Origin of the sequence: Pseudalkalibacillus sp. SCS-8 (genome assembly GCF_040126055.1) — a bacterium.
In the GTDB taxonomy this organism is placed as follows: domain Bacteria; phylum Bacillota; class Bacilli; order Bacillales; family Fictibacillaceae; genus Pseudalkalibacillus; species Pseudalkalibacillus nanhaiensis.
Genome location: NZ_CP143541.1, coordinates 1,812,552 through 1,836,539 on the forward strand (window position 1 = coordinate 1,812,552; position 23,988 = coordinate 1,836,539).

Below are 23,988 nucleotides of genomic sequence, written 5' to 3' on the forward strand. Positions count from 1 at the left end.
CATGATTACATATTATCATTTGCAGATGACTTTCATACCTTCCCTGGATGAACGAGGGAAATTTCTAATATGGGTGACAAAGCCTGATGGAGAGCCGATGTCCATTAGTCGATCACGGTTTCAATGGCTTCTCGGTGAATCCGGGCTTTCGCATGCGTTCACAAGCGAAACAGGAGAAAGCAGGAGTCTTGTCCTCGAATGGAATGAACAACATCATGAGGTGGAAGGCCTCCTAGTGGACATGTGGCGGGTCTATTTATACTTGCAACAGCCTGTGGCGAGTACGACAAAAGGTTCGTTTTTCTTTGGCGAAAGTTTCACTTATTGGGAAACAATCGCACGTAGTCTTGAACTGTTAATCGAAAACAATCACTACCACCCGGCGATTTATGAGTTTTCAAAAGAGAAACGTCATTATGCCTATGCCCAATGGATGATTGGACGACAAGCATTGAGTAGCGGCATTCAATCAGATTGGCTGAAGACCGCTTCTCCTCTCATTTTTTCTTTTGAACATCTTTCCACATTCCCTATCCGTGAATGGCAGAATCTGATGATTGATATTTGGGCGGACCAAGTGGTGAAGGTACTCATCACCTCCCGTCCTCCGATTGAATTGGACGAGACGTCAACGGATCAATCAGATTTGATGCTCCGATGGGAACGAGCTTTGCTGACAACGAATGCCAGCTTCTTTCATATCGTCGATCAAAAATCAGAACTTCAAGACCTTCATGTTCTGATCAGGGAAGTGCGCAAATGGCATGCCCCGTTAAGTGATGAGTCCTATCGATCAAGAGTAAAGGGACTTATACAGTTCAAACAACAGTTCATCCAAACCGGGTACACGGTAAATTCCATGGATATCAAGTGTTTTCCGGTGCATGATGATGATCTTAACAGATGGACGATTCAACTCTATATCCAAGGTGATCACCAGGGTGAACCGTTCCATTTACCGTTGAATGATACAAATATCATCCGTTCCCATATAAAAAACTGGGTGGATGATCGGATGAATTATCTTGTTCAAATGGATGATTCCCTGTATCAAACTCAGAGGTTATTACGTCAAACCGGTTCAGCAGACATTAATTTAGATACACTTCGGACGTTGCATGAAAATGAAAGTGTCCTGAAATCAATGGATATCCAGCTTGCTTTTCCGGCTGGATTGTCACTGAAATCCCTTCATCAAAAGGACGTACAGGTCTCACTCCGTGTCGATAACAAGCATGGTGACGGAATCGGATTGAGCAGCCTGTTGGATTTTAATTGGCAGATTGCAATCGGGGACATCGAACTTTCTGTCGAAGAATTCAAACGTCTTGTTTATCGTCAGCAGTATGTCATACAGAAAGACGATACGTGGGTCATGCTGCCGAAGTCCAAGATTGAAGAGATATTCGAAGAGATCAATCAGCTTGAACCGATTATTAAGAGTAAAGCATCTTTTTCAACTCTGGTTGGTGTCAATTCCAAAAGCAACGAATTCGATTCTGATATTGATTTAAAGATGGATCGTGAAGTCCAGGATTATTTGGAACATTTTCTGAAACCAACAGAAGATGCCTATGAAATCCCAGACCAATTACAGGGGGATCTCAGACCTTATCAATTGAAAGGCTTCCAATGGCTGCGTGCACAACGCGATAAACGCATTGGGGTTTGTCTTGCGGATGATATGGGGCTAGGAAAAACCATCCAAGCCATCACGTATTTGCTTGACCTTGAACCACAGTCTGAACCGCATTTAATCGTCTGCCCGACTTCTGTACTAACGAATTGGAAGCAGGAGTTGGAACGGTTTGCACCAACCCTTCAGGTGCTAGTGCATCATGGAGCTGAACGCGCGAAAACGCAAGAGGCCTTTTACAGTGAGATGGAAGGTATAGATGTTATTGTGACAAGCTATGCCTTATTGTTAAGGGATCAAGAGCTCTTTGAAGACCTTAAATGGAATGCGATTATTCTTGATGAGGCACAAATGATCAAAAATCCGACCACAAAGCAAAGCAGACTCGTCCGATCTTTGAAATCAATCCACAGGATTGCATTGACAGGGACGCCGATGGAAAACAGGCTGGAAGAATTGTGGTCGATTGCAGACTTCTTGAATCCTGGCTATCTCGGGAATAGGACTACGTTTAACCAACAATTCATCAGACCGATTGAAAAAGAAGGGAAAAAAGAACGTATTGATGTCTTGAAAAGGTTGATTCAGCCGATCTTGTTAAGACGGTCGAAACAACAGACGTCGATTGTAGACGAATTACCTGAGAAGACAGAGACGAAGATCCATTGTCCTCTGACGAAGGAGCAAGCGTCACTCTATCAAACAGTCGTCGATCAAATCCGTGAAAAGCTATCATCCACCCAAGGGATGGAGCGGCGAGGTGCGATCTTAGGCGGAATTACGAAGTTGAAGCAGGTATGTAACCATCCTTCCTTGCTCACCTGGGATGATCCAGTAGTCGCTCATTCTGGTAAAATCCAAACGTTCATGAAGATATTGAAGGAACAAGTGAAGGATGGAGAGAAAGCCCTCGTATTTACCCAATACGTAAAGATGGGGGATTTGTTGAAAGAAATGCTTACCCAAGAAATGAAGAACCTCAAGGTGTTTTTCCTTCATGGGGGTATACCATCTCAAAAGCGTGCTGAGATGCTGAAGGATTTCAAAGAGACGAAAAGCAAAAGATGCGTATTCATCCTTTCGATCAGAGCGGGGGGAGTGGGATTGAATTTGACGGAAGCCAATCATGTATTCCATCTAGATCGATGGTGGAATCCTGCAGTTGAGAATCAGGCCACTGATCGCGCATTCCGAATTGGCCAGCAACAGAACGTAAGTGTGTATAAAATGATTACAAACGGTACGCTTGAAGAGGGAATTGATAAGATGATCGAGCGGAAATCCCACTTGACTTCCCAAATTGTCAGCCATGAGGACCAATGGGTTACCGAGATGAGCAATGAGGAACTGATGGATCTGATCCGTTTGCGAGAGAAGGTGCTGGATACATGACTCGAGTCAATCGAAACCAGGGTGTTACAACAGTCCAGCAATGGTTGAAACAATTCTCAAGCCAAATAGACTTCAATACCTTCCAAAACGGAATGCGTGAATATAATGAACAGCCCATCCATTCTTTCAATATTTTTCCGAATCATTTTGAATGTGTGTTAGAAGATGAGGAAAAGGATTTACAGTTGAAAGGCTTTTTCCAGCTTAACGATGGTCTACCAATATTGAAGAGTTATCAAATCGACTGTCCTTGCTCGGATGAAGCAGCCTTTTGTAAACATGGGGTATGTGCCACGATGTATTTTATCCTGGATGGATTGGACCGTTCCCGTTCTGCTGAACGCGACAAGCATGAAAATAACACTGCTCGTGATACACTGATCGAAGCGCCTTTAAAGCGACTGAAGGCAAACCTTGATTCGACAGACCTGACGTTGTTGACTCTGCATGAAAAAAGAGGGAGTCGTCAAATCAAAAACCAACCCTTCTTGAAAGAAGTGGATCAGCGAATACGTGAGGTCCTTCATGACATCCATCAAAGAAACCATAAATGATAAAAGAAAAAGGTTGATCTGTGCTTAGTAGATAAGCGTTACAAATCAACCTTTTTCAGCTTATGGTCACGTGCATCATGCTGTTTGTTCCTTCAAGGTAGGAGGGACGATTTCATAATAAGCTCTGTTATAAGTAATTACCTGCTGACCTTGGACGGTTACGATCCGATCCTCTGTAATGCTGATGATCCTGCCTTCAACCGGGAGCTTTTTCATGGCATCCACTCTCCTTTTTGGTTTTGGAATGAAAATAAGTATGATAGCTATATAGTCCTATACCCTTTTTCATCCGAATATGAACATAAAAAGTTGATAAAAAACAGAAAATTCCGACTATTTTACCGTCAAGAAGCTCTAAGATTATAACTAGCACAAAGGATATGTTATATTTTTTGATAGAATGAAAGTGTTCAGGAAAGGAGATTTGATCGATGAAATTACGTAGTATTGAACCGACCCCAAGCCCGAATACGATGAAGCTGATTATTGATGAAACACTGCCTAGCGGAAAAAATATGAATTTTAAATCTGACCAATCTGATGAAGCACCTGCTCCCCTTAATGATTTGTTGAAAATTGAAGGCGTGAAAGGACTTTATTATGTTGCCGATTTCATCGCCCTTGAAAGGAACGCGAAATTTGACTGGAAGGTTATCTTGCCGAAAGCAAGGCAAGTATTAGGGGATGAAAGCGCAGAAGTACAACACACAGAAGAGCAAGAGGATGAAGATTTTGAAGAGGTTAAGGTCTTCATTCAGAAATTCCGTCGGATTCCTATGCAAATCAAGCTCATTAAAGGTGAAACGGAGGAGCGTGTCGGCTTGCCAGAGCGCTTCATGGAAACGGTGATGGCAGCCCAAAGTGCTTCTGATAATGTCGTCATGGAACGGCAATGGATTGAACAGAGCCCTCGTTATGGAGACATGGACCAGGTAGGAAATGAAGTTGCGGAAGAAATCAATGCCGCTTATGACGAGGCAAGACTTTCTGCATTGAAAGAGCAAGCTTTTGAACAAAATACGAACGACATTTCCAAACGGAAGCAATCCTACAAAGTGACGATTGATATGATGGAACAGCCTGATTGGAAAGATCGTTATGCCGCTCTCGAACAAATGGAGCCGACAGAAATGGATCTCCCTGTGCTTGAAAAAGCATTGGATGACGAGAAAACGTCAATTCGACGTCTCGCAACCGTATACCTTGGTATGATTGAGGATCCAAAGGTTCTGCCATATTTGACGAAAGCCTTGAAAGATAAAAGTGTCACAGTACGCCGCACAGCAGGCGACTGTATGTCCGACCTTGGATTAAAGGAAGCGATACCTGTCATGATCGAGTCATTGAAGGACAAAAACAAACTTGTCCGTTGGCGTGCGGCGATGTTCCTATATGAAGTTGGCGATGAATCTGCAATTCCAGCTCTGAAGGAAGCGAAAGACGATCCAGAATTTGAAGTTGCCATGCAAGTGAACATGGCCCTTGAACGGATTGAGGGTGGAGAAGAAGCGAAAGGTTCGGTTTGGAAGCAAATGACGGACTCGATTCAGAAGGGGAAGTAATCATACTGAATTGATGTTACAATAAGCACATGATAAAGTTAAAAGTAGACGAATAAATTGGAGGTATGTTCCATGTCGATGGCATATGAAGAATATATGAGACAACTTGTACAACCGATGAGAGATGAATTGACGGAAGCAGGCTTCAAGGAGCTCCGAACGCCTGAAGAAGTGGATGAATACATGGAAAATGCAGAAGGTACAACACTCGTAATGATCAATTCGGTGTGTGGGTGTGCTGCAGGTCTTGCACGTCCGGCAGTCCGTCAGGCTGCCCAACATGAAAATGCACCGGATCATTTTGTGACCGTTTTCGCGGGTCAAGATAAAGTGGCAACATCCGTTATGAGAACTTATTTCATGGATGTTGAGCCTTCTTCACCTTCCATTGCTCTATTGAAAGGGAAAGAATTGGTTCATTTTGTGCCAAGGGAAGAAATCGAAGATCATGAGCCTGAGGATATCGTCCAGAACCTAGTGAATGCTTTCGAAACGCACTGCAAATAAGGGCATAACTTAAATGATAACCACAACGCTGTTGACCCTATCAAATTGTGAATTTGGTAGGGTTTTTTTCATACACTCATGTATAAGTTCATTGTTTTTGTGAAATGAGATGCATGCCGACATATAAGGAGTGATTGTTTTGGCTACACCGATCATCAAAGCAGAAAATCTTAAGAAAACATTCAAAGGTAATGTAGAAGCAGTAAAAGATGTATCGTTCGAGGTGAAGGAAGGGGAGTTTTTTGCCTTCTTGGGGCCCAATGGTGCCGGGAAGTCGACGACTGTACAAATGCTTACTACGCTGCTTACTCCTACCTCAGGACAAATTACGGTAGCAGGATATGATACGGAGAAATCGCCAGAAAAAATCCGTCAAAACATCGGGGTCGCCTTGCAGGAAACAGGAGTAGATCCGAATTTGACTGGAAGAGAGCTTCTCATCCTCCAATCAAGGCTTTTCGGATTGACCGCCTCTCAAGCGAAGGCACGTGCGGCTGAATTGCTTGAACTTGTTGATTTGACAGGTGATGCCGATCGTCAATGTGGAAATTACTCAGGAGGCATGCGTCGTCGTTTGGATCTCGCTCTGGCCCTAGTACATAGCCCGAGAGTCCTTTTTCTTGATGAGCCGACCACCGGGCTTGATCCGATGAATCGGAAAGCTGTCTGGGAAGAAATCCGACACTTGAACAAAGAAATCGGTACGACGATTTTCCTAACGACGCAATACTTGGAGGAGGCAGATCAATTGGCTGATCGGATCAGCATCATAGATAAGGGGACGATCGTTGCCACAGGTACTGCTGAAGAATTGAAAAATTCAATCGGTGTTGATCTTGTCACCCTCCAGTTCGAGTCCAGGGAAGATGCGCTTACTGCTAAAAGATTATTTGATCAAAAAGCAGACAATATCATTGACTTGAAGGAACAGCTGCAAATCTACATTGAAGATGGTACCGCTCAACTTCCAGAAATCATCCGTCAGCTCGATGAATCCCATATTCCATTAATCAAATTGAATGTTGCGCCTCCGACCTTGGATGATGTCTTCTTGAATGTAACAGGCGAACGTCTGAAAAAGGCGCAAAGGGGTGTGGAGCAAGCATGAGCAAAGCCTCTTTCTTTGTAGAGACGTATCTACATACGAAACGGAGTGTTTTAGTTACGCTCCGTAATCCTTTCACGTTCATCCCGAACTTGTTGATCAGCTTGTTTTTTCTATTCGTTTATGAAGGAGGCTTGAGTGGTATTTCATCGCTTCCGGAGTTTGAAGGGGCGAACTATCTCGCCTTCATCATACCGGTATCAATCGTATCCGCAGCAATCGGTGGGGCGGGTGGAGCAGGTCAATCCCTCGTCCGAGACTTGGAAAACGGATATTTCTCAAAGCTCCTCCTTACACCATCATCGAGGCTAGCCATTGTCCTTGGGCCGATTATTGCAGGGATGCTCCAGCTGTGTATACAGACGATCCTCATTCTGTCTGTCGGTCTGCTATTGGGCCTCAACGTTGCAACCGGGTTTGCGGGAATGATCATGGTGATTTTGCTTGCGATTGGATGGGGGCTCGCGTTTGCGGGTTACTCAGCAGGTGTGGCGTTGCGAACGAAAAACGCACAAGCGGCTCAGGCTGGCACGCTCATCTTTTTTCCGCTCATCTTTTTAAGTACGACATTTGTCCCTTATGAATTGATCGAAGCGCAATGGCTGAAAGTAGCCGCGACAATCAATCCGACAACCTACATTTTTGAAAGCATGCGAGCGGTTTTGATTGATGGATGGATTTGGGAGGAACTTGCGAAAGGCTTAATTGCTATCGTCGTCATTTGTGTGATCACGATAACCTTTGCTGCCGTTAATGCAAAGAAAGCCGTCAGCCGAGGCTGACGGGAGCTTCAGTTAGTCTGTAAAGAAACCCTGTGTTTCTTCACAGGCTTTTTTATTGAATAATAGCTGAAAAATCCACTTTTGTAGATAAATTCTTATTTTTGTAGATGATTCTTTGTTTTGGTAGATAATTCTTCATCTTCGTAGATATTTTCAAATTTTTGTATGAAAATCTTCATTTTTCGTAGATAATTGCTGATTCAAACGATTTTAGCCCCAAAAGGGTGTGAAATTGAGGATTTTTCGTATTCTTTCGTTCATATTAATCCCTAAAGCAAGTTTTTTTGAAGAAATCTAAGAAATACACAAAGAAAAGCTGTCGAGCAAGGTAGTCTCGACAGCCTGACAGTGTGATCTCAGCCACTTTTATGTTGTTGTAGGTCTTAACTCGTTCGCCTTAGTTTTGGAAGCCACCAGTTCCAGTGACCCATCAGTTTCATGAGAGACGGGACGAGGACCATCCTGACAAGGGTAGCATCAATGAGGATCGCCAGAGCAATCGATACACCCATCTGTTTGACAGGTACGACACCGGTGAACGCGAAGGCTCCTGTAACGACAATCATGATCATTGCAGCAGAAGTGATGATTTTACTCGTTGCCGTAAGACCCATCAATGTCGCATAGTCATTATCCTTCGTTTCATGATAATACTCCTGGATCCTCGAAATGAGGAAAACCTCGTAATCCATGCTTAATCCAAATACGATTCCGAACGTAAATACCGGTATCATCAATCCTATACCATCCGTTGGATCAACGAAGTGTCCTTCCTGGAAGATCCAGACGACGATGCCGAATGTGGCACTCAGGCTGATCACATTCATCACAATGGCTTTTAGCGGGATGAAGAGGGAACGGAATGCGAACAACAGGATGATATAGGTGGAAATCAGCACAAATCCGATTGCATAGGGTGCTTTTTGATAGATTTCATCAAAAATTTCTTGAGTGAATTTGCTGTTACCGCCTAATATCAGTTCGAAGCCATCATGTTTACCGTTCCAATCGCGTACCCAATCTTGGGCTTGATCTGAAGTGGTATCCACATTCAGGTACACTCTAAATAACGACTTATCCTGTTGGACGAACGTATCAACAGCCTGATGAACGCCACTTGGTAAGGTTTCTTGTTCCACCATCGGTAGGAGTTGGTCGGCTTTTAAATCTGTCACCGAAAAGAGTGACTCGACTCTGTCAACAATCTCTTCTTGAGCGATTTTCGACTCCAGTTGTTGTAGTTTTTCAAGATGATCGTTTGAAAGCATTTGGTCGGCCTCATCTAGTTCCACAATCATCGTAACAGGATAAAGCTCCTTTTCACCGAACGTTTCCTTGAACGTTTCAAAAGCCTGACGGGATTCGTACGATGGCGGCAACGATTCTGCCTCTGGTATCGTCAGGTTCAAGTTTGCAAGCGGTGTGATGGCAGTCACGAGGATTACGAGTGCAAGCAGGAACATCGTAACGGGACGGTTCATGACGAGTCTCGCAAACCGGTACCAATTACTCGTCTTCTTTTCTTGAACTTTAAAAATCATCCATTTGTTGACCCTATGTCCTAAAACTCCTAGCACTGCCGGCAGAAAGGTAAGCGCACATATAACGGACAAGATGACGACAGCCATTCCACCAATGGCAACGGTTTGGAAAATATCAATGTCGATGAACAGCATCGAGGATAGTCCAAGAAATACACATAAGCCTGAAAATGCGATGGATCTTCCAGCTGTTTGAATCGAGACTTGAATGGCAGCCTCTATTGAGCCATTCTTGATTTCTTCACGGAATCGATTCACGAGCAAGAGTGCAAAATCGATTCCAAGAGCAAGACCAATCATAGGTACGACATTCAGAAGGAAGATTGACATATCCAGCTGGAGGCCAAGGAAATATAAAACCCCGAAAGCACTGATTACACTGATAATTCCGATGAAGAGGGGGATCAAGGCAGCGACTACCCCTCCAAATGAGATTAAGAGGATCACTAGTGCTGCAGGGATACCGATCGCTTCTGCTCGCTTCAGATCATTCTGACTCGCTTCATTCATGTCCTCTGAAACGACTGGTCCACCCGTCAGGCTAGCCTCAAATCCTTCTTCGTCCTTCAATCGCTCTCGGATTTCCTCAATCGAATCCTTCAAATCATTAAAACCTCTATCAAAACCAAGAAGTATGTAAGCGGTACGCTCTTTTGTCATATCGGTATTCTGATTGGGCGATGTGATGCTTGTTAAATGGACAACGCCCTCGAGATTTTCAATCGTCTTCCGCACGAAGGATTTGAAGGCTTCAGAATCCGCATCATGCTTATCCGATTGAATGATAATCGTCATGGAGGATTTCGGTTGATCAAATTCTTCTTTCAATATTGTTTGTGTTTCGTTGTAAGAACCTTCTGTTTCAAACCCGCTTCCTTCCAGGATTGAAGGTATTTTGAAGGCAAAGAAGCCAAGAGCTACAGCCAAGACAATCCAAAAGGTGATGACGGATTTTTTGTATCGATATAAAAAAGTGCCGACATTATGTAAGGTCCTGTTATTCATTTTTTCCTCCCATTTTCCAAATTCTTGCCTAATTTTATTATACACTTCATTCCATTAGAGATGGTGCTTTCCTTTTGTGGGATGTTTTCTTTTTATAAATGTTCACATTTGGACAGAAAAAGAGGTGACCGATGTATGCCTGGATGGCTTACGGTCACCGACAATGAGTTCGGCTGTATTTTAACATGCAAAAACATTCACTCAATAAACCTGTATCCCCCCAGGAGGTATTGAGCAGAATGGCATGATCACAAATTAGTCTTTACCTTTTCCCCCAGCACAAGTACAACCTACAATTATCAATAAAATGAACAATACGACGATGATGACGAAACCATATCCGTCCCATCCACCATATCCGTCGTGATAACCATGATGCATTGGATAACAGTGATCATATCCATAATCCATCATTTCTTTTTTCTTAGGCATATATTTTTTCATCTTTTCCAAGAGAATTCCCCTCCAATATTTGATATAATCTGGTCTGTCATACTACCAAAATATGTACAATTGCCTTATTGGCAACGGGGACACTCGTGGAATTTTTGTGTACAAACCCATTTTAAAAGAGGTGCAGGATGATCATTACAACAGGAGGAAAGGCAAGAAGTCACTTGCGTTCCAGAGCAAGAGAGCTTGGGATGGAGCTTGGAATCAAATACATCGAGCGGAGCAATCAATCGATTGAGAAATTACTGGAAATGACAGGAGAAGGGATCGTGGTTGTCGAAAAGGAACGAATTAAATTATATGCACAGAGTGATGAAGACCCGATCTTCTTTCATCCGAATTCCTCGATGTTCAGAATCAAACGGCTGCAAAAAGGTGAAGACGATCCACTCATCCGGAATACTGGCTTGCAGGAAGGTATGTCTTTCCTTGACTGTACACTTGGCTGGGCATCAGACAGTATCGTAGCAGCATATGTGGTCGGTGAGGGAGGGAAGGTCGTCGGTATAGAGGGGAGTCCGACGATTTCGTTATTGACGAAAATAGGATTAAAGCTTTATCAGCATGAAAACTGGAATATGGTACAAGCAATGCGTTCCATTGACGTACAAGAAGGGAACCATCTTCCATACTTGGAAAAGCTGGAAACAGACAGCTTTGATGTTGTTTATTTCGATCCGATGTTTGAGGAATCCATATTGTCTTCTGATGGAATCAATCCATTGAAGAAACATGCAATCTATGAAACGATGACAGAAAAAGGGATCGAAGAAGCAAAGCGTGTCGCACGAAAACGTGTCGTATTGAAAGATCATTGGAAAAGTAAACGCTTTGAACGATTCGGATTCAAAGTGGAAAAACGCAAAACCTCGGCTTTCCACTTCGGTCATATTGATCTGGTGTCAGACACTTCCGACAAAGACTGTTAATCCAAAGGTTTCTTGAGGTGCCTGACACTTCACTAACAGAAGGCAGGGAAAATGATGAAGGAAACGTGGAAAGCTTACAGGGAAATGGACCGTAATGTATGGATCAGATTTATCGGTGAGTCGATAAATGGGATAGCCTTTATGATGCTGTTACCGTTCTTGGCCCTTTATTTGAAAGATCGAGTCGATCATATTTGGGAGGTCGGAATTGTAATGGGGGTATCCCCATTAGCATCTGTCATAGGGACGATGATTGGTGGCCGGCTGGCTGATTTATACGGTAGAAAGCCATTGATGGTTGGATCCATGGCGGGAAATGGCGTCGTCATGCTCGGGTTTGTTTGGTTCGATGATTTTTGGTCTTTCGTCGTCTTGTCACTTTTGCTTGGATTTTTCAATTCGTTGTTCCATCCAGCAGCAAGTGCGATGGTCGCAGACGTAACGGAACCGGAGAAGCGTACGGAAGCTTTCGGCCTCCTCCGTATGGGGCATAATATCGGGGCTGCAATCGGTCCACTTATAGGCGCATCCGTCGTGCTTTTCTCGAAATCGATCATCTTTATGATTTCAGCGATGAGTATGTTTTTTTATGCGTTGATTGTCATCCTTTGGATCAGGGAAAGTTTACCCAAATCGATTGTGAAAGCGGAATCTGACAAGGAAAAAACGCAACCTGAACCAGATGAAAAGCTGCCTAGTCCATTCCAGGTCATGGTAAAGGACAAGCTTTTATTGATATTCATCCTAACGGGTGTCGTCATTTCGATGTCCTTTACACAGACGGAAGGGATGCTCCCGTTACACTTCGATCAAACGATGCCACAGTTAAGTGATGCCCAGAATCCATATACCTATATGCTGGCGTTCAATGGCTTGTTGGTGGTCCTGTTCCAATTCCCGATTTCAAGGTGGGCAGGGGCAAGAGCGATTGGAAAAGTGATGCTTTATGGATGTGTTTTATTTGGCTTCGGCTTACTAGCTGTCGGATGGCTCCCACAAGTGTTCACGGCTGTTGGAATGAGCTATTGGCTGATCATCGTCATTTTTCTGATCATTTACGGGCTTTACACGTTAGGGGAAATGCTCATGTCACCTGTCCAAATGACATTCGTCGCGAATCTTGCCCCCGAAAACTTACGCGGTACATATATGGGAGCTGCAGGACTGCAATGGATTTTAGGAGGAGTGACGGGTCCACTGCTTGGAGGATTTCTGTTTGATGTCGGCTTGGGTAATCTCCTTTTTACGATCTTAGGAGTAGGCTGTATTGTTGCAGGCGTCATTTATTTATCAATCGATCGCTGGGTGGACGAGCGTCCGGACAATCAGGAACCTATAACGGAAACAGTTGTGATTGAAAAATGACATGAATAGTAGGGCTTTCTGATTCGTTGTCGAAACAGAAAGTAGAGAATAAATCAATTTAAGGAGATGTGTAAATATGATTGATTTAAGAAGTGATACGATAACACGACCGACTGAGGAAATGCGACGAGCAATGTATGAAGCAGAAGTAGGCGATGACGTTTTTGGAGAAGATCCTACTGTACGAAAATTAGAAGAGAAGGCTGCTGAAATACTAGGAAAAGAAGCTGCGTTGTTTGTTACGAGCGGCACACAGGGCAATCAAATCGCTGTATTGACTCATTGTCAACCAGGAAATGAAGTGCTACTCGAAGAGGATGCTCACATCTTCTACTATGAAGGGGGAGCGATTTCTGCGTTTGCCGGTGTCCAGACACGTACGATCAAAGGATATCGTGGTCAAATCAACCCGCATGATTTAAAGAAGGCCATCAGAGGAGACGATATTCATTTTCCAGAGACAGGTCTGATTTGTATCGAAAATACCCATAATCGTGCAGGCGGAGCAATCGTACCAATTGAAAACATGTGTGAAATCCATCAGATTGCAACAGATTTTAACATCCCTGTTCACCTGGATGGTGCAAGACTTTTCAATGCTTCAGCTGAACTGGAGATGCCCGTGTCTACCTTTACACAACACACGACAACGGTACAAATCTGCTTGTCGAAAGGATTAGGTGCACCCGCTGGCTCCATCATCGCTGGGGATCAAGACTTCATTAAACGTGCACGTAAATGGCGGAAACGTTTGGGGGGAGGACTGAGACAGGTCGGAGTACTAGCCGCTCCAGGTCTAATTGCCTTGACAGAGATGGCTGAACGATTGAAGGAGGATCACGTCCGTGCAAGGCGATTGGCGGACGGTCTGAAGGATTTACCTGATGTTGAAATTTTGAACGAGGTAGATACCAATATCGTCGTCGTCGATATCAGCAATACGAGCAACTCTGTTGAAGAGCTGTTGGCAGCTTTGAAAATGCAGGGAATTTTAGCCGTCCCATTTGGACCAACTACGATCAGACTGACGACTCACCATCACATCACAGACGAAGATATCGATCAGACGATCAAGACTTTTCATCAATTGCTTCAAACCGTGTAAACATTGAAGTTAATATACAATTTAGTAAAAAAGGACTTGCCAAAAGCAGGTCCTTTTTGCTATCATATTATGTCGTAACTGGTGTTGTACCTGCAATACAATACTAATGAAATAGGTGATTCAACATGACAAAACCATATCGCGTATTACTTTATTACAAGTACGTTCCCATTGAGAACGCAGAACAATTTAGAGATGAACACTTGAAATTTTGTAAGGAGCTCGGCTTGAAGGGCCGTATCTTGATTGCTGATGAAGGAATCAACGGTACGTTGTCCGGTCCGGTTGAAAAGACGGACGCTTATATCGAAGCTCTAACAAGCGATGAACGATTTAAAGATACTGAGTTTAAAATAGATGAAGCAGATGGACATGCTTTCAAAAAGATGCACGTCCGCTATCGTCCGGAACTCGTAAACTCTGGTGTCCTGAAAGAAATTAACCCGAATGTCACAACAGGGAAACACTTGTCACCTGAAGAGTTCTACGAGGCGATGAAGATGGATGATGTCGTAATCATCGATGCTCGTAATGACTACGAATATGACATCGGACACTTCAGAGGAGCGATTCGTCCGGACATTCAGACATTCCGTGAATTACCGGAATGGATCAAGAAAAATCGTGAAAAATTTGAAGGTAAAAAAATCCTCACATATTGCACAGGCGGAATTCGTTGTGAGAAATTCTCTGGATTCCTGAAAGAAGAAGGATTTGAAGACGTAAACCAGTTACACGGTGGAATTATTAACTACAGCAAGAACCCGAAAACGCAGGGTCAATTATACGACGGAAAATGCTACGTCTTCGATGAACGAATTTCAGTACCAATCAACCAAGTAGAGGATAAGGTTGTCGGGAAATGCTACTACTGCGGTAAGCCAGAGGATCGTTACGTAAATTGTGCGAACCCAGAATGTAACCTGCAGCACGTTGCATGTCCTGAGTGTGAAGAAGAGCATATGCGCTCTTGCTCAGATGAGTGTCGCGAACACCCACGGAACCGTTATAAAGCAGCAATGCAACAACAAGAAGCATAAGAGAGCATTAAAGCACTGCATAACCTGCAGTGCTTCTTTATTTCACTAAAGAGGTGTCAGGCACCGTTTCGAAAGACTGTTGTACCAACGGGTCCGAAACGGTGCCTGACACTTTCAAGCAAACTTTTTGATTAATTTCGTTTGATTTTGGTAACTTAAGAAACAAAGGAGTGATTTGAAGATGACACAACCAAACGTTATTGTTTATTCCCAGCCTTCCTGACCCCCTTGCCATATGGTGAAAGAGTTTCTTTCACATCATAATGTCGAGTTTACACAGTACAATGTGGCAGAAAATGCGGAGGCAAGGGACGAAATGATCGAGAAGTATGATTCGATGTCAACTCCGACGATCATTATCGGTGACCAGGTGTTGACTGGCTTTGATCCCGATAGACTGACGAGAATATTAAATCTAGCGTAAAAAAGGGCGGCATTCATGCTGCCTTTTTTATGGACGATAATAATGTTATGTAAACAATGCTCATGATTGGAAAAACATGCATACACTTCCGTTAAACTCCTATTGAGACAGACATTAGGGGTCTCTTACAATATATAGGTGTAGTGGAACCTAGGAGGTGTAAACATGATAAGTAATGTGATGAAAGTGTTACTTGCTATTACCCTTTCTGTTGGAACAGTCGTATCATTGCCTACAGAGCAAGCAAGTGCGCATACGAAGACAGTCCAAGTAGGTGATCGCTATGGACAAGTATGGAGCTTGCAAAATCGTCTTCAACAGATCGGTTATTATAAATCTGATGTAGATGGCATTTTCGGTCCGATTACGAAAAATGCTGTTATCCGCTTTCAAAGGGATCATGGACTAAAAGCTGATGGTATCGCAGGCCATCAAACATTCCAAACACTTTATAATGCGACATTCAGCAATGAAGAGATTCAGATGATGGCTCAAATGGTTCATGGTGAAGCACGTGGCGAGCCTTTTAAAGGGAAGGTCGCAGTAGCTTCTGTTATTTTGAACCGAGTTGACTCATCCGATTTTCCAAACACAGTTGAAAATGTATTGTTTGACAGTCTCGCATTTACTGCAGTAGCTGATGGGCAATACAACATGAAGCCGAATAAAGATGCTTATCGCGCTGTGTATCACGCAATTCGTGGTTGGGACCCATCAAAGGGAGCAACATTCTATTTCAACCCGGACACAGCCACATCAGATTGGATTTGGTCGCGTGATCAAATCGTCAAAATCGGAAAGCACATTTTTGCAGAATAATAAAAAGAGATGACTCAATGTCATCTCTTTCTTTATTCAATCGTACATCCTCGTTCGTCTCTTTCTAAAATCCATTGGACCGCCTCAAAAAGCGTTTCCGCGACATAGTCTGCCTCAACCATGTCCGTCCCGATAAAAATGGTTTGCGTACCCGCTTTTTCTCCTGCCTGGATATCTGTTATCCGATCACCGACCATATAACTATGCGGCAAATCGATCTCATGTTTATCAGCGAGAGTCAAAAGCATCCCTGCGTCTGGTTTTCGACATACACAGCCCGCATTCGGTTTATGGATACAAGCCTGGATTTCATGCACATATGCTCCTGCTGCTTTCAAGTCTTCCTCCATTTTTTCATGGATGTCGTGAAAGTCGTTTTCGGTTAAGTATCCAAGACCGACTCCGCCCTGGTTCGTAACTACAAATACGGAATATCCCGCTTCATTCAACAATCGAATGGCTTCACCGGCTTTCGGGAACAATATCAGTTCATCCGGTCGATTCACAGGACGCTCATTCTGATTGATGACACCATCACGATCGAGAAAAACAGCCTTTTTCATGTTCGCTCAACCTCCTTGCTACATACATCATACCCACATTCAGCAATAACATGTGAAGATTGGCTTGTTTTTTGGTAAGATATACGTTGGAAAACTTACAAAAAGGTGATTGCATATGACAAATGAAAAAAACAGCTATGAGGTTTTGCTTTTTTATAAATACGTAACGATTGATGATCCAGAATACTTTGCGCGTAAGCATTTGAAATTCTGTAAGGAGCTTGGCGTGTTAGGACGTGTCATGGTCGCAATAGAAGGACTGAATGGTACGGTTTCAGGAACGCTGGAACAGACGGAGGCGTATATGGATGCCTTGCATGCCGATCCTCGCTTTAAGGATATGGAGTTCAAACGGGAAGCTTCAGAAGGGCACACCTTCAACCGGATTTCTGTAAAAGCGAGAGATGAAATTGTTTCCTTGCGACTAGAAGATGATCTAGATCCGAATGAAGTGACTGGAAAACATCTTTCCCCAAAGGAATGGAAAGAAGCGTTGGAAGATGAAGATGTCATCGTGTTGGACGCACGGAATGATTATGAATACGACATCGGCCACTTCCGTAATGCAATCCGCCCGGATATCAAAGCATTCCGTGAGCTTCCGGAATGGATCAAAAAAAACCTTGCAGATAAAAAAGACAAGAAGATTCTGACCTACTGTACCGGTGGGATCCGCTGTGAAAAGTTCTCCGGGTACCTTGTCAAAGAAGGTTTCAAGAACGTCAATCAGCTTCACGGCGGAATCATTAAATACGGCCAGGACCCTGAAACAAAAGGACAGTATTTCGACGGAAAGTGTTTCGTGTTCGATGAACGTTTGGTGACAGACATCAACCAGACCGAAGATCAGAAGGTTGTCGGTAAGTGCCATCATTGCGGAAAGCCTGCTGAACAATTTGTAAACTGTCCAATTGATGAGTGTGACAAGTTACACATTACATGTGATGCGTGTAAAGAGGAGTATGAAAGCTGCTGTTCAAGTGAATGTAAAGAAGCCTACATGGCAAATCGATAAGAAGAGGTGATCCGATGGCAACGATTGAGGTCGGGGATATGGTGACAGCGTCGTACAAAACAGGACGTTATATCGGAGAGGTCATTGATTTCAAGCCGAAGCTTCAAAAAGCGGTTGTGAAGGTGTTAGCTGTACTTGTACATCCGAAACAAGGGGATCTGCATGCACCGAATCAGGTTGATGTCCAATTTTTCCACGAACGCAAGGCGCTCGCCTATACAGAAAAAGCGCTGGTTCCGTTATCAAACATCAAACGATATGAAGGAGAAATTCCTGATTATCAGTCATCCTTGATGGAAGCCCTTCACAAGCAGATGGATGATTTGAAGAAGGAAGACAGTGACTTTGCAAAGGCATCCTATCAAAAGCTTGAAATACTAGTGAATGACTATCAAAAGTAAATCTATCGAACCGTGTCAATTAAAGATTGATGCGGTTTTTTTCTATTGTGCATACTGGACTTTCCTATTAAAACATCCAAATCTCTTAAAAAACGAATTCTATTTTGATCAGCTTGTACATATCCATAGGATATAAAGCTAAATGGAAGGAATGGGTTTGGATGAAGCACAATCGACTCCTCTATAATTTGAAAAAGTCGAACAAAGAGACGTTCGTGAAACGTGCAGGTATGTATACGGTCATTGTATTGCTTCTTTTCATTACTGTTTCCATTCTTGCATCGTCTTTCTTTGAAAAGAGATTCCAATCCAGTTCAATGAAGGGGACATTGAACATTTTTTCAACGGAACAATTGGTCACCTTTATGGGGACAGTCAACCCATATTTCCAGCAAGGCTTGCCTCAATCTTACGTACCCCCGTCAATCCAAAGCTTATCATTTGAATTGGCAACGAACATCAAACCAGGAGACATCCGCTCCTTGTTAGGGAGGGAGCTGCCCGGTTTTGCGATCTTTGATACAGAAATCTTGGTAGCTGGAGAGGGGACCGATTATACGAACTTACCGATTGAGTCAGCCCCACCTCTTGATGTGTTATTGAAAGAACGTGAGGTTGCAGAAGAAAAGCTAAAGGTTGAAGATAATAATGATAAACCTGCTCCTAAAATGACAACGAATGGCCGGAAGGTTGTGTACGTCTATCAATCTCATTCGTATGAATCGTTCCTTCCTTTGCTGAAGGGAGTAAAAGACCCAGATGATGCGACTTCTCCAAATTCAAAAGCGAACATGATCAGAGTAGGAGAGATCCTCACGAACGAACTGGAGCAAAAAGGGATTGGCACTCTTCAAGATCGGACGAATATGGGAGAAAAATTAATCAACCGCGGCTGGGAGCATGCACATGCATATCAATTATCACGAGAAATGGTTACTGCTGCTTTTGCACAAAACAAAGACCTGACTTATTTATTCGATTTACATCGAGATTCTCTGCGTAAAGACAAAACAACTGTCGAGATTAATGGTAAACCTTATGCCAAACTATTTTTCGTCATAGGTAAAGGTAATCTTGAACATGAGAAAAATGCACGGTTAGCAGAAGAATTACACTATTCATTGAATAAAAAGTTCCCTGGTCTGAGTCGAGGTGTCTTTTTAAAGCCAAAAAGCGAAGGAAACGGCGTATACAACCAAGACTTATCCAACCGGGCCATTTTGCTAGAGGTCGGCGGAGTGGATAACAATTTAGAAGAAATCCACCGATCCTTAGAAGCGTTCGCAGACGTATTCGCAGATTATTATTGGAAAGCTGAAAAAGTAAATGCAGGAGGACAATAACCCATGTCGAATTGTTTAAGTGACGTAAAATCTTCACATTATTCTCACACTTTGGTTCATCCACCTATGAGATAATGACATTACGAAATCACTTAAACTGAGGTTGAATGCTGATGCCGAACTGGTTAAGGAAAACACTTGTCGTACTGATTACGGTATTTACGTTAGGAACAGTCACACCTCCGCCACATCTATTGGCAGAGAGCGATGAAGGAGCAGCAACGAAATCGAGTGCTTCCATCGACTTTGAAGGTTTCACAAATGATTATGATGAAACCGGTGAATATAGTGAACCAGCAGAACTCCTGAAAAAACCGTGGCAGGAGATTGCTGCTACATACGACAACACTGAGGAATTACAGGAAGCATTTATCGCTTACACCGTTCATCAAGCGACAGAACAGACGAAAGAGAAATTTGGTGAGCGAATCGAGGCTAAACGCGGGGACGAGTTCCGTACTGTCATTTTGCCGAAAATTGAAGAGACGATTGCAAAATTAAGTGAACAAATGGATGATATGGCCTTGAGGAATTTGACCATTTCAGAACGTCCGGCCAGCGGAACGGGGGAAAAGATCTTCCACATCAAGAATGAAATGACAAAGAAGGATGTTTTCCGGTTGCATGTGCGAAGGGAACACCCTCCAGGACAGGGCTACTGGTTTACGTTCCATTATCATGATGCTCGAGACGACTTCGCGAGTCATCATGAACTCGGAAGCATCTACTGGGACAAAAATACGCCACCAAATTGGATGAGTTAAGCAACCTATATCTAGGTTGCTTTTTTATTGAGCAAGGCGTTCGATTTAACATTTCGACCTCGATTTCATAATGCTATAATTGGTACAAGCTATAAAAATTTGAATGGAAGAGAGGGATTTCATGGAACAATACCTGGATTTGTGCCGACATATTTTAGAAAATGGTACAAAAAAAGATGACCGCACGGGAACTGGAACGATCAGTGTATTCGGGTACCAGATGAGGTTCGACCTACAAAAAGGGTTTCCGATGGTCACCACGAAAAAGCTCCATTTAAAATCGATCATTCATGAACTGCTTTGGTTTCTAGATGGCGATACGAATGTCAAATATCTTCAGGAAAATGGCGTTCGGATCTGGAACGAATGGGCGGATGAAAATGGAGATCTCGGTCCAGTTTACGGAAAGCAATGGCGTTCCTGGACGAAACCGGATGGTGGAACAGTCGACCAAATTACGCGAGTCATCGAGGAAATCAAGCGAAACCCCGACTCGAGAAGACTTGTGGTCAATGCTTGGAATGCGGGAGAACTCGATGAGATGGCTCTCACCCCATGTCACTGTCTGTTCCAGTTCTATGTGAATGACGGCAAGTTATCGTGTCAGCTTTATCAGCGTTAACAGTTGAGCGCCTTTACAGAGTAATCTGTATTGAAAAACTCTACTAAACGGGGAAACTCTCTCAGGAGACAATCCCGTGCTAAACTTCCAATGAGGAAGTAATGCCGAACGACTAGAGCTATTCGCTCGTAGGGTGTAAGCGATTGACACTCGAAACGTAGAGCATCCTTTTTTAAGGGATGATGATATAGTCTAATCTGCATGGTGACATGCAGCAGTTCATAAGAGAACGGGTCATGACTAGCGAGCATGGTCGAATATTTTGTCAGCTGACACATTCTTAGGAGTACCATTTAACATTGCATCCTATGCATTACTAACGATGATGATTGCACAGGTGTGTGACCTCGAACCAGGTGAGTTTGTACATACGTTCGGGGATGCGCATATCTACTTGAATCATATTGAGCAGGTTGAATTGCAGCTCACAAGAGAACCGCGTGAGCTTCCAACAATGAAAATCAATCCGGAAGTGAAATCGATCTTTGACTTTAAATTTGAAGATTTCACCCTTGAAAATTACGATCCACATCCACACATTAAAGGAGCCGTTTCTGTATGATTTCTTTACTTTTCGCGATGGATAAGAACCAGGTAATTGGAAAGAACAACGATCTGCCGTGGCATTTACCTGAGGATTTGAAATGGTTCAAACAAGTGTCTACTGGACACACCATTATCATGGGTCGCAAAACCTATGAATCGATCGGTAAACCTTTACCGAATCGTAAAAATGTCATTGTAACCAACGATAAAAACTACACAGCAGAAGGGTGCATCGTGACCCATTCAATTGAAGAAGCGTTGCAGCAAGATGGGGATGAAATGATCGTCATCGGTGGGGCGAAAATTTTCGAACAAGTACTTGATGATGCTGATCGTCTCTACTTGACTTACATTGATCATGAATTTGAAGGGGACACATTTTTCCCTGAATTTGATGAATCAGAATGGAAATTAACATCAAAAGAAAAAGGGATTAAAGACGATAAAAACCCTTACGACTATTATTTCTGTATTTATGACCGTAAGACAGACTGACATCAAGTGTGTATCAGAAGGTGTCTGACCCAAGTCAGACACCCTTCTTTTTCTTTTAAAGGAGTGAAAACATTGTACATAAAGGACTCATTATACGGCACATTTGAGCTTGAACCCGTGTTGGCGGATTTAATAAACTCCGATGCTGTACAACGGCTGAAGGATGTCCATCAAAACGGAGCGAGTTATCTCGTCAACCCGAAATGGAAGAATACAAGATTTGACCACTCGGTAGGCGTCATGTGTTTAATCCGACTATTAGGTGGTAGTTTGGAAGAGCAGATTGCAGGGCTTCTCCACGACGTATCTCATACGGCCTTTTCCCACGTTGTGGACGATGCTTTGAAACAAAAAGAAGAAAACTACCATGAACTGATCAAGGACAAGATTGTCCTACAATCGGATATACCGGTCATCTTGAAGAACCATCAGTTTGATCTGGAGCCAATTTTAGATGAATCGAAATGGGGAATTCTCGAACAGCCTGCACCACACTTATGTGCTGATCGTATTGATTATACACTGAGGGATCTCTATGAATATGGAGAAATTACAAGAGCAGAGGTGGAGCAGTTCATTGAAAGCATGACATTATTCGATGGCAGGATTCATCTGAAAGATGATTATGCAGCAGAATGGTTTGTAGAAGTTTATTATCGGGAAGTATTGGATTTCTTCTTACACCCACTGAACATATACAGCAATCATATGATGGCAGAACTTCTGAAAGCATCACTTGATCTAAACATCCTTACGGAGGATGACTTCATGTTAACCGATGAAAAACTTCTAGAAAAATTGAAAGACTCAACTAATTCAGATATAAAAAGGATGCTGGACGGCTTGACAACGAACGTTCAACTAGAATATGCGGACGTAGATTATGACATTTCAGTAAAAAAGAAGATGAGGCTGATTGACCCGGATGTCATCGTGTCGGACACGAGTATACCAATCAGTGAACGCTCAGAAAAAGTGAGAGCGATGAAGGAAACAGCTCGGAAAAGATCAATGGAAGGTACAAGAATCAAAGTAACAACATAAAATTTCACGTACCGTACTAATATTAAAAATATTAACTTATCTTTTATAAAGAAATTGACTCAAACTACTTTGAATTTCAATCGATTTTTTGTAAATAATTTAAATTTCAGCAATACCCATAAAGGAAAGGACATTCGGAAAAGCATCACAAATCGTAGAGTTGGATTCAAAGGGGGGGTTGGGTTGGAAGTCGTTTATGAAAAGGGGTTTCGATATCTCAAGGATCTGACGTATTTTACTTATCATGAAGCGATGTCTTGTATTTTTCCTCTAATCATCTTTACGAGCTTGTTTTTGACTGATCAATTAAAAGCTTACATAGCAATCCCACGATACGATATGCTGTTACTGATCTGTGTAACGACTCAGATTCTCATGCTTGTCACACGTTTTGAATCAATAGATGAACTGAAAGTCATCTGTGTGTTCCACTTAATCGGTATTTTATTGGAATTATTCAAAGTGAATATGGGATCGTGGTCCTATCCAGAGGAAGCCTATTCAAAATTGTATGGCGTCCCGTTATATAGCGGGTTCATGTACGCAAGCGTCGCCAGTTATTTATGTCAGGCATGGAGAAGGCTTGACGTGGAGATTAAGGAATGGCCAAATTCGATTATGACCATCGTTCTTGGGGCAGCCATTTATCTGAATTTCTTTACCCACCATTATACGGTCGACATACGCTGGTGGTTGATTGCCCTGCTATTCATCTTGTTCTTTCGGACACGTGTCCTGTTCCGGGTAAGAGGCCATCTTTATCAAATGCCCATCACTCTTGCTTACTTTCTTATCGGGTTCTTCGTGTGGGTCGCTGAAAATATCGCTACATTCTTCAAAGCGTGGCACTATCCTTACCAACAGGAAGCGTGGTTAATCGTGGATTTAGGAAAACTCAGTTCCTGGTTCTTACTTGTCATTGTGAGCTTCCTAATTGTTGCCCAACTTAAAATGTTGAAGCAAGAGAAGGGTTGAT

At 42.9% G+C, this 23,988-nt stretch carries 24 protein-coding genes and 1 pseudogene; 21 read left to right on the forward strand and 4 right to left on the reverse strand.

What is annotated here, in order from left to right; all coding sequences use genetic code 11:
* Nucleotide 1: 1 nt before the first annotated feature.
* Together V1497_RS09380 and V1497_RS09385 are read left to right on the forward strand one after the other, a co-directional pair.
* Nucleotides 2–3,028 (forward strand): DEAD/DEAH box helicase, encoded by a 3,027-nt coding sequence (locus V1497_RS09380; protein ID WP_349407304.1) that lies wholly within the window; start codon nt 2–4, stop codon nt 3,026–3,028.
* Nucleotides 3,025–3,582 carry a hypothetical protein gene (locus V1497_RS09385; RefSeq protein WP_349407305.1) on the forward strand — a complete coding sequence of 186 codons (558 nt, stop codon included), beginning with the start codon at nt 3,025–3,027 and terminating at the stop codon, nt 3,580–3,582. Before V1497_RS09380 ends, V1497_RS09385 begins: the two co-directional genes overlap by 4 nt.
* Nucleotides 3,583–3,657: 75 nt before the next feature.
* Here the strand turns inward: V1497_RS09385 and V1497_RS09390 are convergent, their stop codons facing one another.
* On the reverse strand, nt 3,658–3,798 hold the full coding sequence (locus tag V1497_RS09390; RefSeq protein ID WP_349407306.1) for a hypothetical protein: 141 nt from the start codon (nt 3,796–3,798) through the stop codon (nt 3,658–3,660).
* Nucleotides 3,799–4,013: 215 nt separating this feature from the next.
* On the opposite strand from V1497_RS09390, the gene V1497_RS09395 reads away from it, so the two are divergent.
* From V1497_RS09395 to V1497_RS09410, 4 genes are all read left to right on the forward strand, one after another.
* Complete coding sequence (locus V1497_RS09395) at nt 4,014–5,144, forward strand: conserved virulence factor C family protein (RefSeq protein ID WP_349407307.1); 1,131 nt, start codon at nt 4,014–4,016, stop codon at nt 5,142–5,144.
* 72 nt (nt 5,145–5,216) lie between these two features.
* Nucleotides 5,217–5,651, forward strand: a complete 435-nt coding sequence (locus V1497_RS09400) for a BrxA/BrxB family bacilliredoxin (protein WP_349407308.1) — start codon at nt 5,217–5,219, stop codon at nt 5,649–5,651.
* 139 nt (nt 5,652–5,790) lie between these two features.
* Complete coding sequence (locus V1497_RS09405; RefSeq protein WP_349407309.1) at nt 5,791–6,759, forward strand: ATP-binding cassette domain-containing protein; 969 nt, start codon at nt 5,791–5,793, stop codon at nt 6,757–6,759.
* Nucleotides 6,756–7,538 carry an ABC transporter permease gene (locus V1497_RS09410; RefSeq protein ID WP_349407310.1) on the forward strand — a complete coding sequence of 261 codons (783 nt, stop codon included), beginning with the start codon at nt 6,756–6,758 and terminating at the stop codon, nt 7,536–7,538. Before V1497_RS09405 ends, V1497_RS09410 begins: the two co-directional genes overlap by 4 nt.
* Before the next feature lie 383 nt (nt 7,539–7,921).
* Here the strand turns inward: V1497_RS09410 and V1497_RS09415 are convergent, their stop codons facing one another.
* Complete coding sequence (locus V1497_RS09415; RefSeq protein WP_349407311.1) at nt 7,922–10,084, reverse strand: MMPL family transporter; 2,163 nt, start codon at nt 10,082–10,084, stop codon at nt 7,922–7,924.
* A gap of 255 nt (nt 10,085–10,339) precedes the next feature.
* Nucleotides 10,340–10,528 (reverse strand): YjcZ family sporulation protein, encoded by a 189-nt coding sequence (locus V1497_RS09420; protein ID WP_414703639.1) that lies wholly within the window; start codon nt 10,526–10,528, stop codon nt 10,340–10,342.
* Nucleotides 10,529–10,665: 137 nt separating this feature from the next.
* On the opposite strand from V1497_RS09420, the gene V1497_RS09425 reads away from it, so the two are divergent.
* The 6 genes from V1497_RS09425 (at nt 10,666) to sleB (ending at nt 16,219) form a co-directional block, all read left to right on the forward strand.
* Nucleotides 10,666–11,466 (forward strand): class I SAM-dependent methyltransferase, encoded by an 801-nt coding sequence (locus V1497_RS09425; RefSeq protein ID WP_349407312.1) that lies wholly within the window; start codon nt 10,666–10,668, stop codon nt 11,464–11,466.
* A 54-nt stretch (nt 11,467–11,520) separates the two neighbouring features.
* Nucleotides 11,521–12,831: an MFS transporter gene (locus V1497_RS09430; RefSeq protein WP_349410783.1), complete on the forward strand. Its 1,311-nt coding sequence runs from the start codon at nt 11,521–11,523 to the stop codon at nt 12,829–12,831.
* 76 nt (nt 12,832–12,907) lie between these two features.
* Nucleotides 12,908–13,936, forward strand: a complete 1,029-nt coding sequence (ltaE, locus tag V1497_RS09435) for a low-specificity L-threonine aldolase (RefSeq protein WP_349407313.1) — start codon at nt 12,908–12,910, stop codon at nt 13,934–13,936.
* 125 nt (nt 13,937–14,061) lie between these two features.
* Complete coding sequence (locus V1497_RS09440) at nt 14,062–14,976, forward strand: rhodanese-related sulfurtransferase (RefSeq protein WP_349407314.1); 915 nt, start codon at nt 14,062–14,064, stop codon at nt 14,974–14,976.
* Nucleotides 14,977–15,211: 235 nt separating this feature from the next.
* A complete protein-coding gene (locus V1497_RS09445; protein ID WP_349407315.1) occupies nt 15,212–15,400 on the forward strand; it encodes a glutaredoxin family protein in 189 nt (62 codons plus the stop codon).
* Between the two features lie 165 nt (nt 15,401–15,565).
* Nucleotides 15,566–16,219, forward strand: a complete 654-nt coding sequence (gene sleB / locus V1497_RS09450) for a spore cortex-lytic enzyme (RefSeq protein WP_349407316.1) — start codon at nt 15,566–15,568, stop codon at nt 16,217–16,219.
* 32 nt (nt 16,220–16,251) lie between these two features.
* On the opposite strand, the gene V1497_RS09455 is transcribed toward sleB, so the two are convergent.
* Nucleotides 16,252–16,782, reverse strand: coding sequence for an HAD family hydrolase (locus V1497_RS09455; protein WP_349407317.1), 531 nt, complete (start codon nt 16,780–16,782; stop codon nt 16,252–16,254).
* Nucleotides 16,783–16,897: 115 nt separating this feature from the next.
* Between V1497_RS09455 and V1497_RS09460 the strand changes: the two genes are divergently transcribed.
* The 9 genes and pseudogenes from V1497_RS09460 (at nt 16,898) to V1497_RS09500 (ending at nt 23,987) form a co-directional block, all read left to right on the forward strand.
* The gene (locus V1497_RS09460) at nt 16,898–17,797 is read left to right on the forward strand and encodes a rhodanese-related sulfurtransferase (RefSeq protein ID WP_349407318.1); all 900 of its coding nucleotides are present in this window, start codon (nt 16,898–16,900) and stop codon (nt 17,795–17,797) included.
* A gap of 14 nt (nt 17,798–17,811) precedes the next feature.
* Nucleotides 17,812–18,198 carry a sporulation phosphorelay system protein KapB gene (kapB, locus tag V1497_RS09465; protein ID WP_349407319.1) on the forward strand — a complete coding sequence of 129 codons (387 nt, stop codon included), beginning with the start codon at nt 17,812–17,814 and terminating at the stop codon, nt 18,196–18,198.
* Nucleotides 18,199–18,359: 161 nt separating this feature from the next.
* On the forward strand, nt 18,360–19,541 hold the full coding sequence (spoIIP, locus tag V1497_RS09470; protein ID WP_349407320.1) for a stage II sporulation protein P: 1,182 nt from the start codon (nt 18,360–18,362) through the stop codon (nt 19,539–19,541).
* A 113-nt stretch (nt 19,542–19,654) separates the two neighbouring features.
* A complete protein-coding gene (locus V1497_RS09475) occupies nt 19,655–20,305 on the forward strand; it encodes a YpjP family protein (RefSeq protein ID WP_349407321.1) in 651 nt (216 codons plus the stop codon).
* 121 nt (nt 20,306–20,426) lie between these two features.
* Nucleotides 20,427–20,924, forward strand: a pseudogene (gene thyA / locus V1497_RS09480) (thymidylate synthase); the annotation flags it as partial.
* 265 nt (nt 20,925–21,189) lie between these two features.
* Nucleotides 21,190–21,489, forward strand: a complete 300-nt coding sequence (thyA, locus tag V1497_RS09485; protein ID WP_414703559.1) for a thymidylate synthase — start codon at nt 21,190–21,192, stop codon at nt 21,487–21,489.
* Nucleotides 21,486–21,968 (forward strand): dihydrofolate reductase, encoded by a 483-nt coding sequence (locus tag V1497_RS09490; RefSeq protein WP_349407322.1) that lies wholly within the window; start codon nt 21,486–21,488, stop codon nt 21,966–21,968. Before thyA (V1497_RS09485) ends, V1497_RS09490 begins: the two co-directional genes overlap by 4 nt.
* Before the next feature lie 72 nt (nt 21,969–22,040).
* Complete coding sequence (locus V1497_RS09495) at nt 22,041–23,012, forward strand: HD domain-containing protein (RefSeq protein ID WP_349407323.1); 972 nt, start codon at nt 22,041–22,043, stop codon at nt 23,010–23,012.
* Nucleotides 23,013–23,264: 252 nt separating this feature from the next.
* Nucleotides 23,265–23,987 (forward strand): DUF817 domain-containing protein, encoded by a 723-nt coding sequence (locus V1497_RS09500; RefSeq protein ID WP_349410784.1) that lies wholly within the window; start codon nt 23,265–23,267, stop codon nt 23,985–23,987.
* The last annotated feature ends 1 nt before the right edge of the window (nt 23,988 follow it).

Bases quoted from the DNA above. Each gene is read 5' to 3' on its own strand.
- V1497_RS09445 (WP_349407315.1), top strand. From the start codon at position 15,212: ATGGTGAAAGAGTTTCTTTCACATCATAATGTCGAGTTTACACAGTAC.
- V1497_RS09490 (WP_349407322.1), top strand. From the start codon at position 21,486: ATGATTTCTTTACTTTTCGCGATGGATAAGAACCAGGTAATTGGAAAG.
- V1497_RS09440 (WP_349407314.1), top strand. From the start codon at position 14,062: ATGACAAAACCATATCGCGTATTACTTTATTACAAGTACGTTCCCATT.
- V1497_RS09430 (WP_349410783.1), top strand. From the start codon at position 11,521: ATGAAGGAAACGTGGAAAGCTTACAGGGAAATGGACCGTAATGTATGG.
- V1497_RS09415 (WP_349407311.1), bottom strand. From the start codon at position 10,084: ATGAATAACAGGACCTTACATAATGTCGGCACTTTTTTATATCGATAC.
- ltaE (WP_349407313.1), top strand. From the start codon at position 12,908: ATGATTGATTTAAGAAGTGATACGATAACACGACCGACTGAGGAAATG.
- V1497_RS09380 (WP_349407304.1), top strand. From the start codon at position 2: ATGATTACATATTATCATTTGCAGATGACTTTCATACCTTCCCTGGAT.
- V1497_RS09475 (WP_349407321.1), top strand. From the start codon at position 19,655: ATGCCGAACTGGTTAAGGAAAACACTTGTCGTACTGATTACGGTATTT.
- kapB (WP_349407319.1), top strand. From the start codon at position 17,812: ATGGCAACGATTGAGGTCGGGGATATGGTGACAGCGTCGTACAAAACA.
- spoIIP (WP_349407320.1), top strand. From the start codon at position 18,360: ATGAAGCACAATCGACTCCTCTATAATTTGAAAAAGTCGAACAAAGAG.
- V1497_RS09400 (WP_349407308.1), top strand. From the start codon at position 5,217: ATGTCGATGGCATATGAAGAATATATGAGACAACTTGTACAACCGATG.
- sleB (WP_349407316.1), top strand. From the start codon at position 15,566: ATGATAAGTAATGTGATGAAAGTGTTACTTGCTATTACCCTTTCTGTT.
- V1497_RS09390 (WP_349407306.1), bottom strand. From the start codon at position 3,798: ATGAAAAAGCTCCCGGTTGAAGGCAGGATCATCAGCATTACAGAGGAT.
- V1497_RS09395 (WP_349407307.1), top strand. From the start codon at position 4,014: ATGAAATTACGTAGTATTGAACCGACCCCAAGCCCGAATACGATGAAG.
- V1497_RS09410 (WP_349407310.1), top strand. From the start codon at position 6,756: ATGAGCAAAGCCTCTTTCTTTGTAGAGACGTATCTACATACGAAACGG.
- V1497_RS09425 (WP_349407312.1), top strand. From the start codon at position 10,666: ATGATCATTACAACAGGAGGAAAGGCAAGAAGTCACTTGCGTTCCAGA.
- V1497_RS09455 (WP_349407317.1), bottom strand. From the start codon at position 16,782: ATGAAAAAGGCTGTTTTTCTCGATCGTGATGGTGTCATCAATCAGAAT.
- V1497_RS09420 (WP_414703639.1), bottom strand. From the start codon at position 10,528: ATGAAAAAATATATGCCTAAGAAAAAAGAAATGATGGATTATGGATAT.
- V1497_RS09385 (WP_349407305.1), top strand. From the start codon at position 3,025: ATGACTCGAGTCAATCGAAACCAGGGTGTTACAACAGTCCAGCAATGG.
- V1497_RS09460 (WP_349407318.1), top strand. From the start codon at position 16,898: ATGACAAATGAAAAAAACAGCTATGAGGTTTTGCTTTTTTATAAATAC.
- V1497_RS09500 (WP_349410784.1), top strand. From the start codon at position 23,265: ATGTCTTGTATTTTTCCTCTAATCATCTTTACGAGCTTGTTTTTGACT.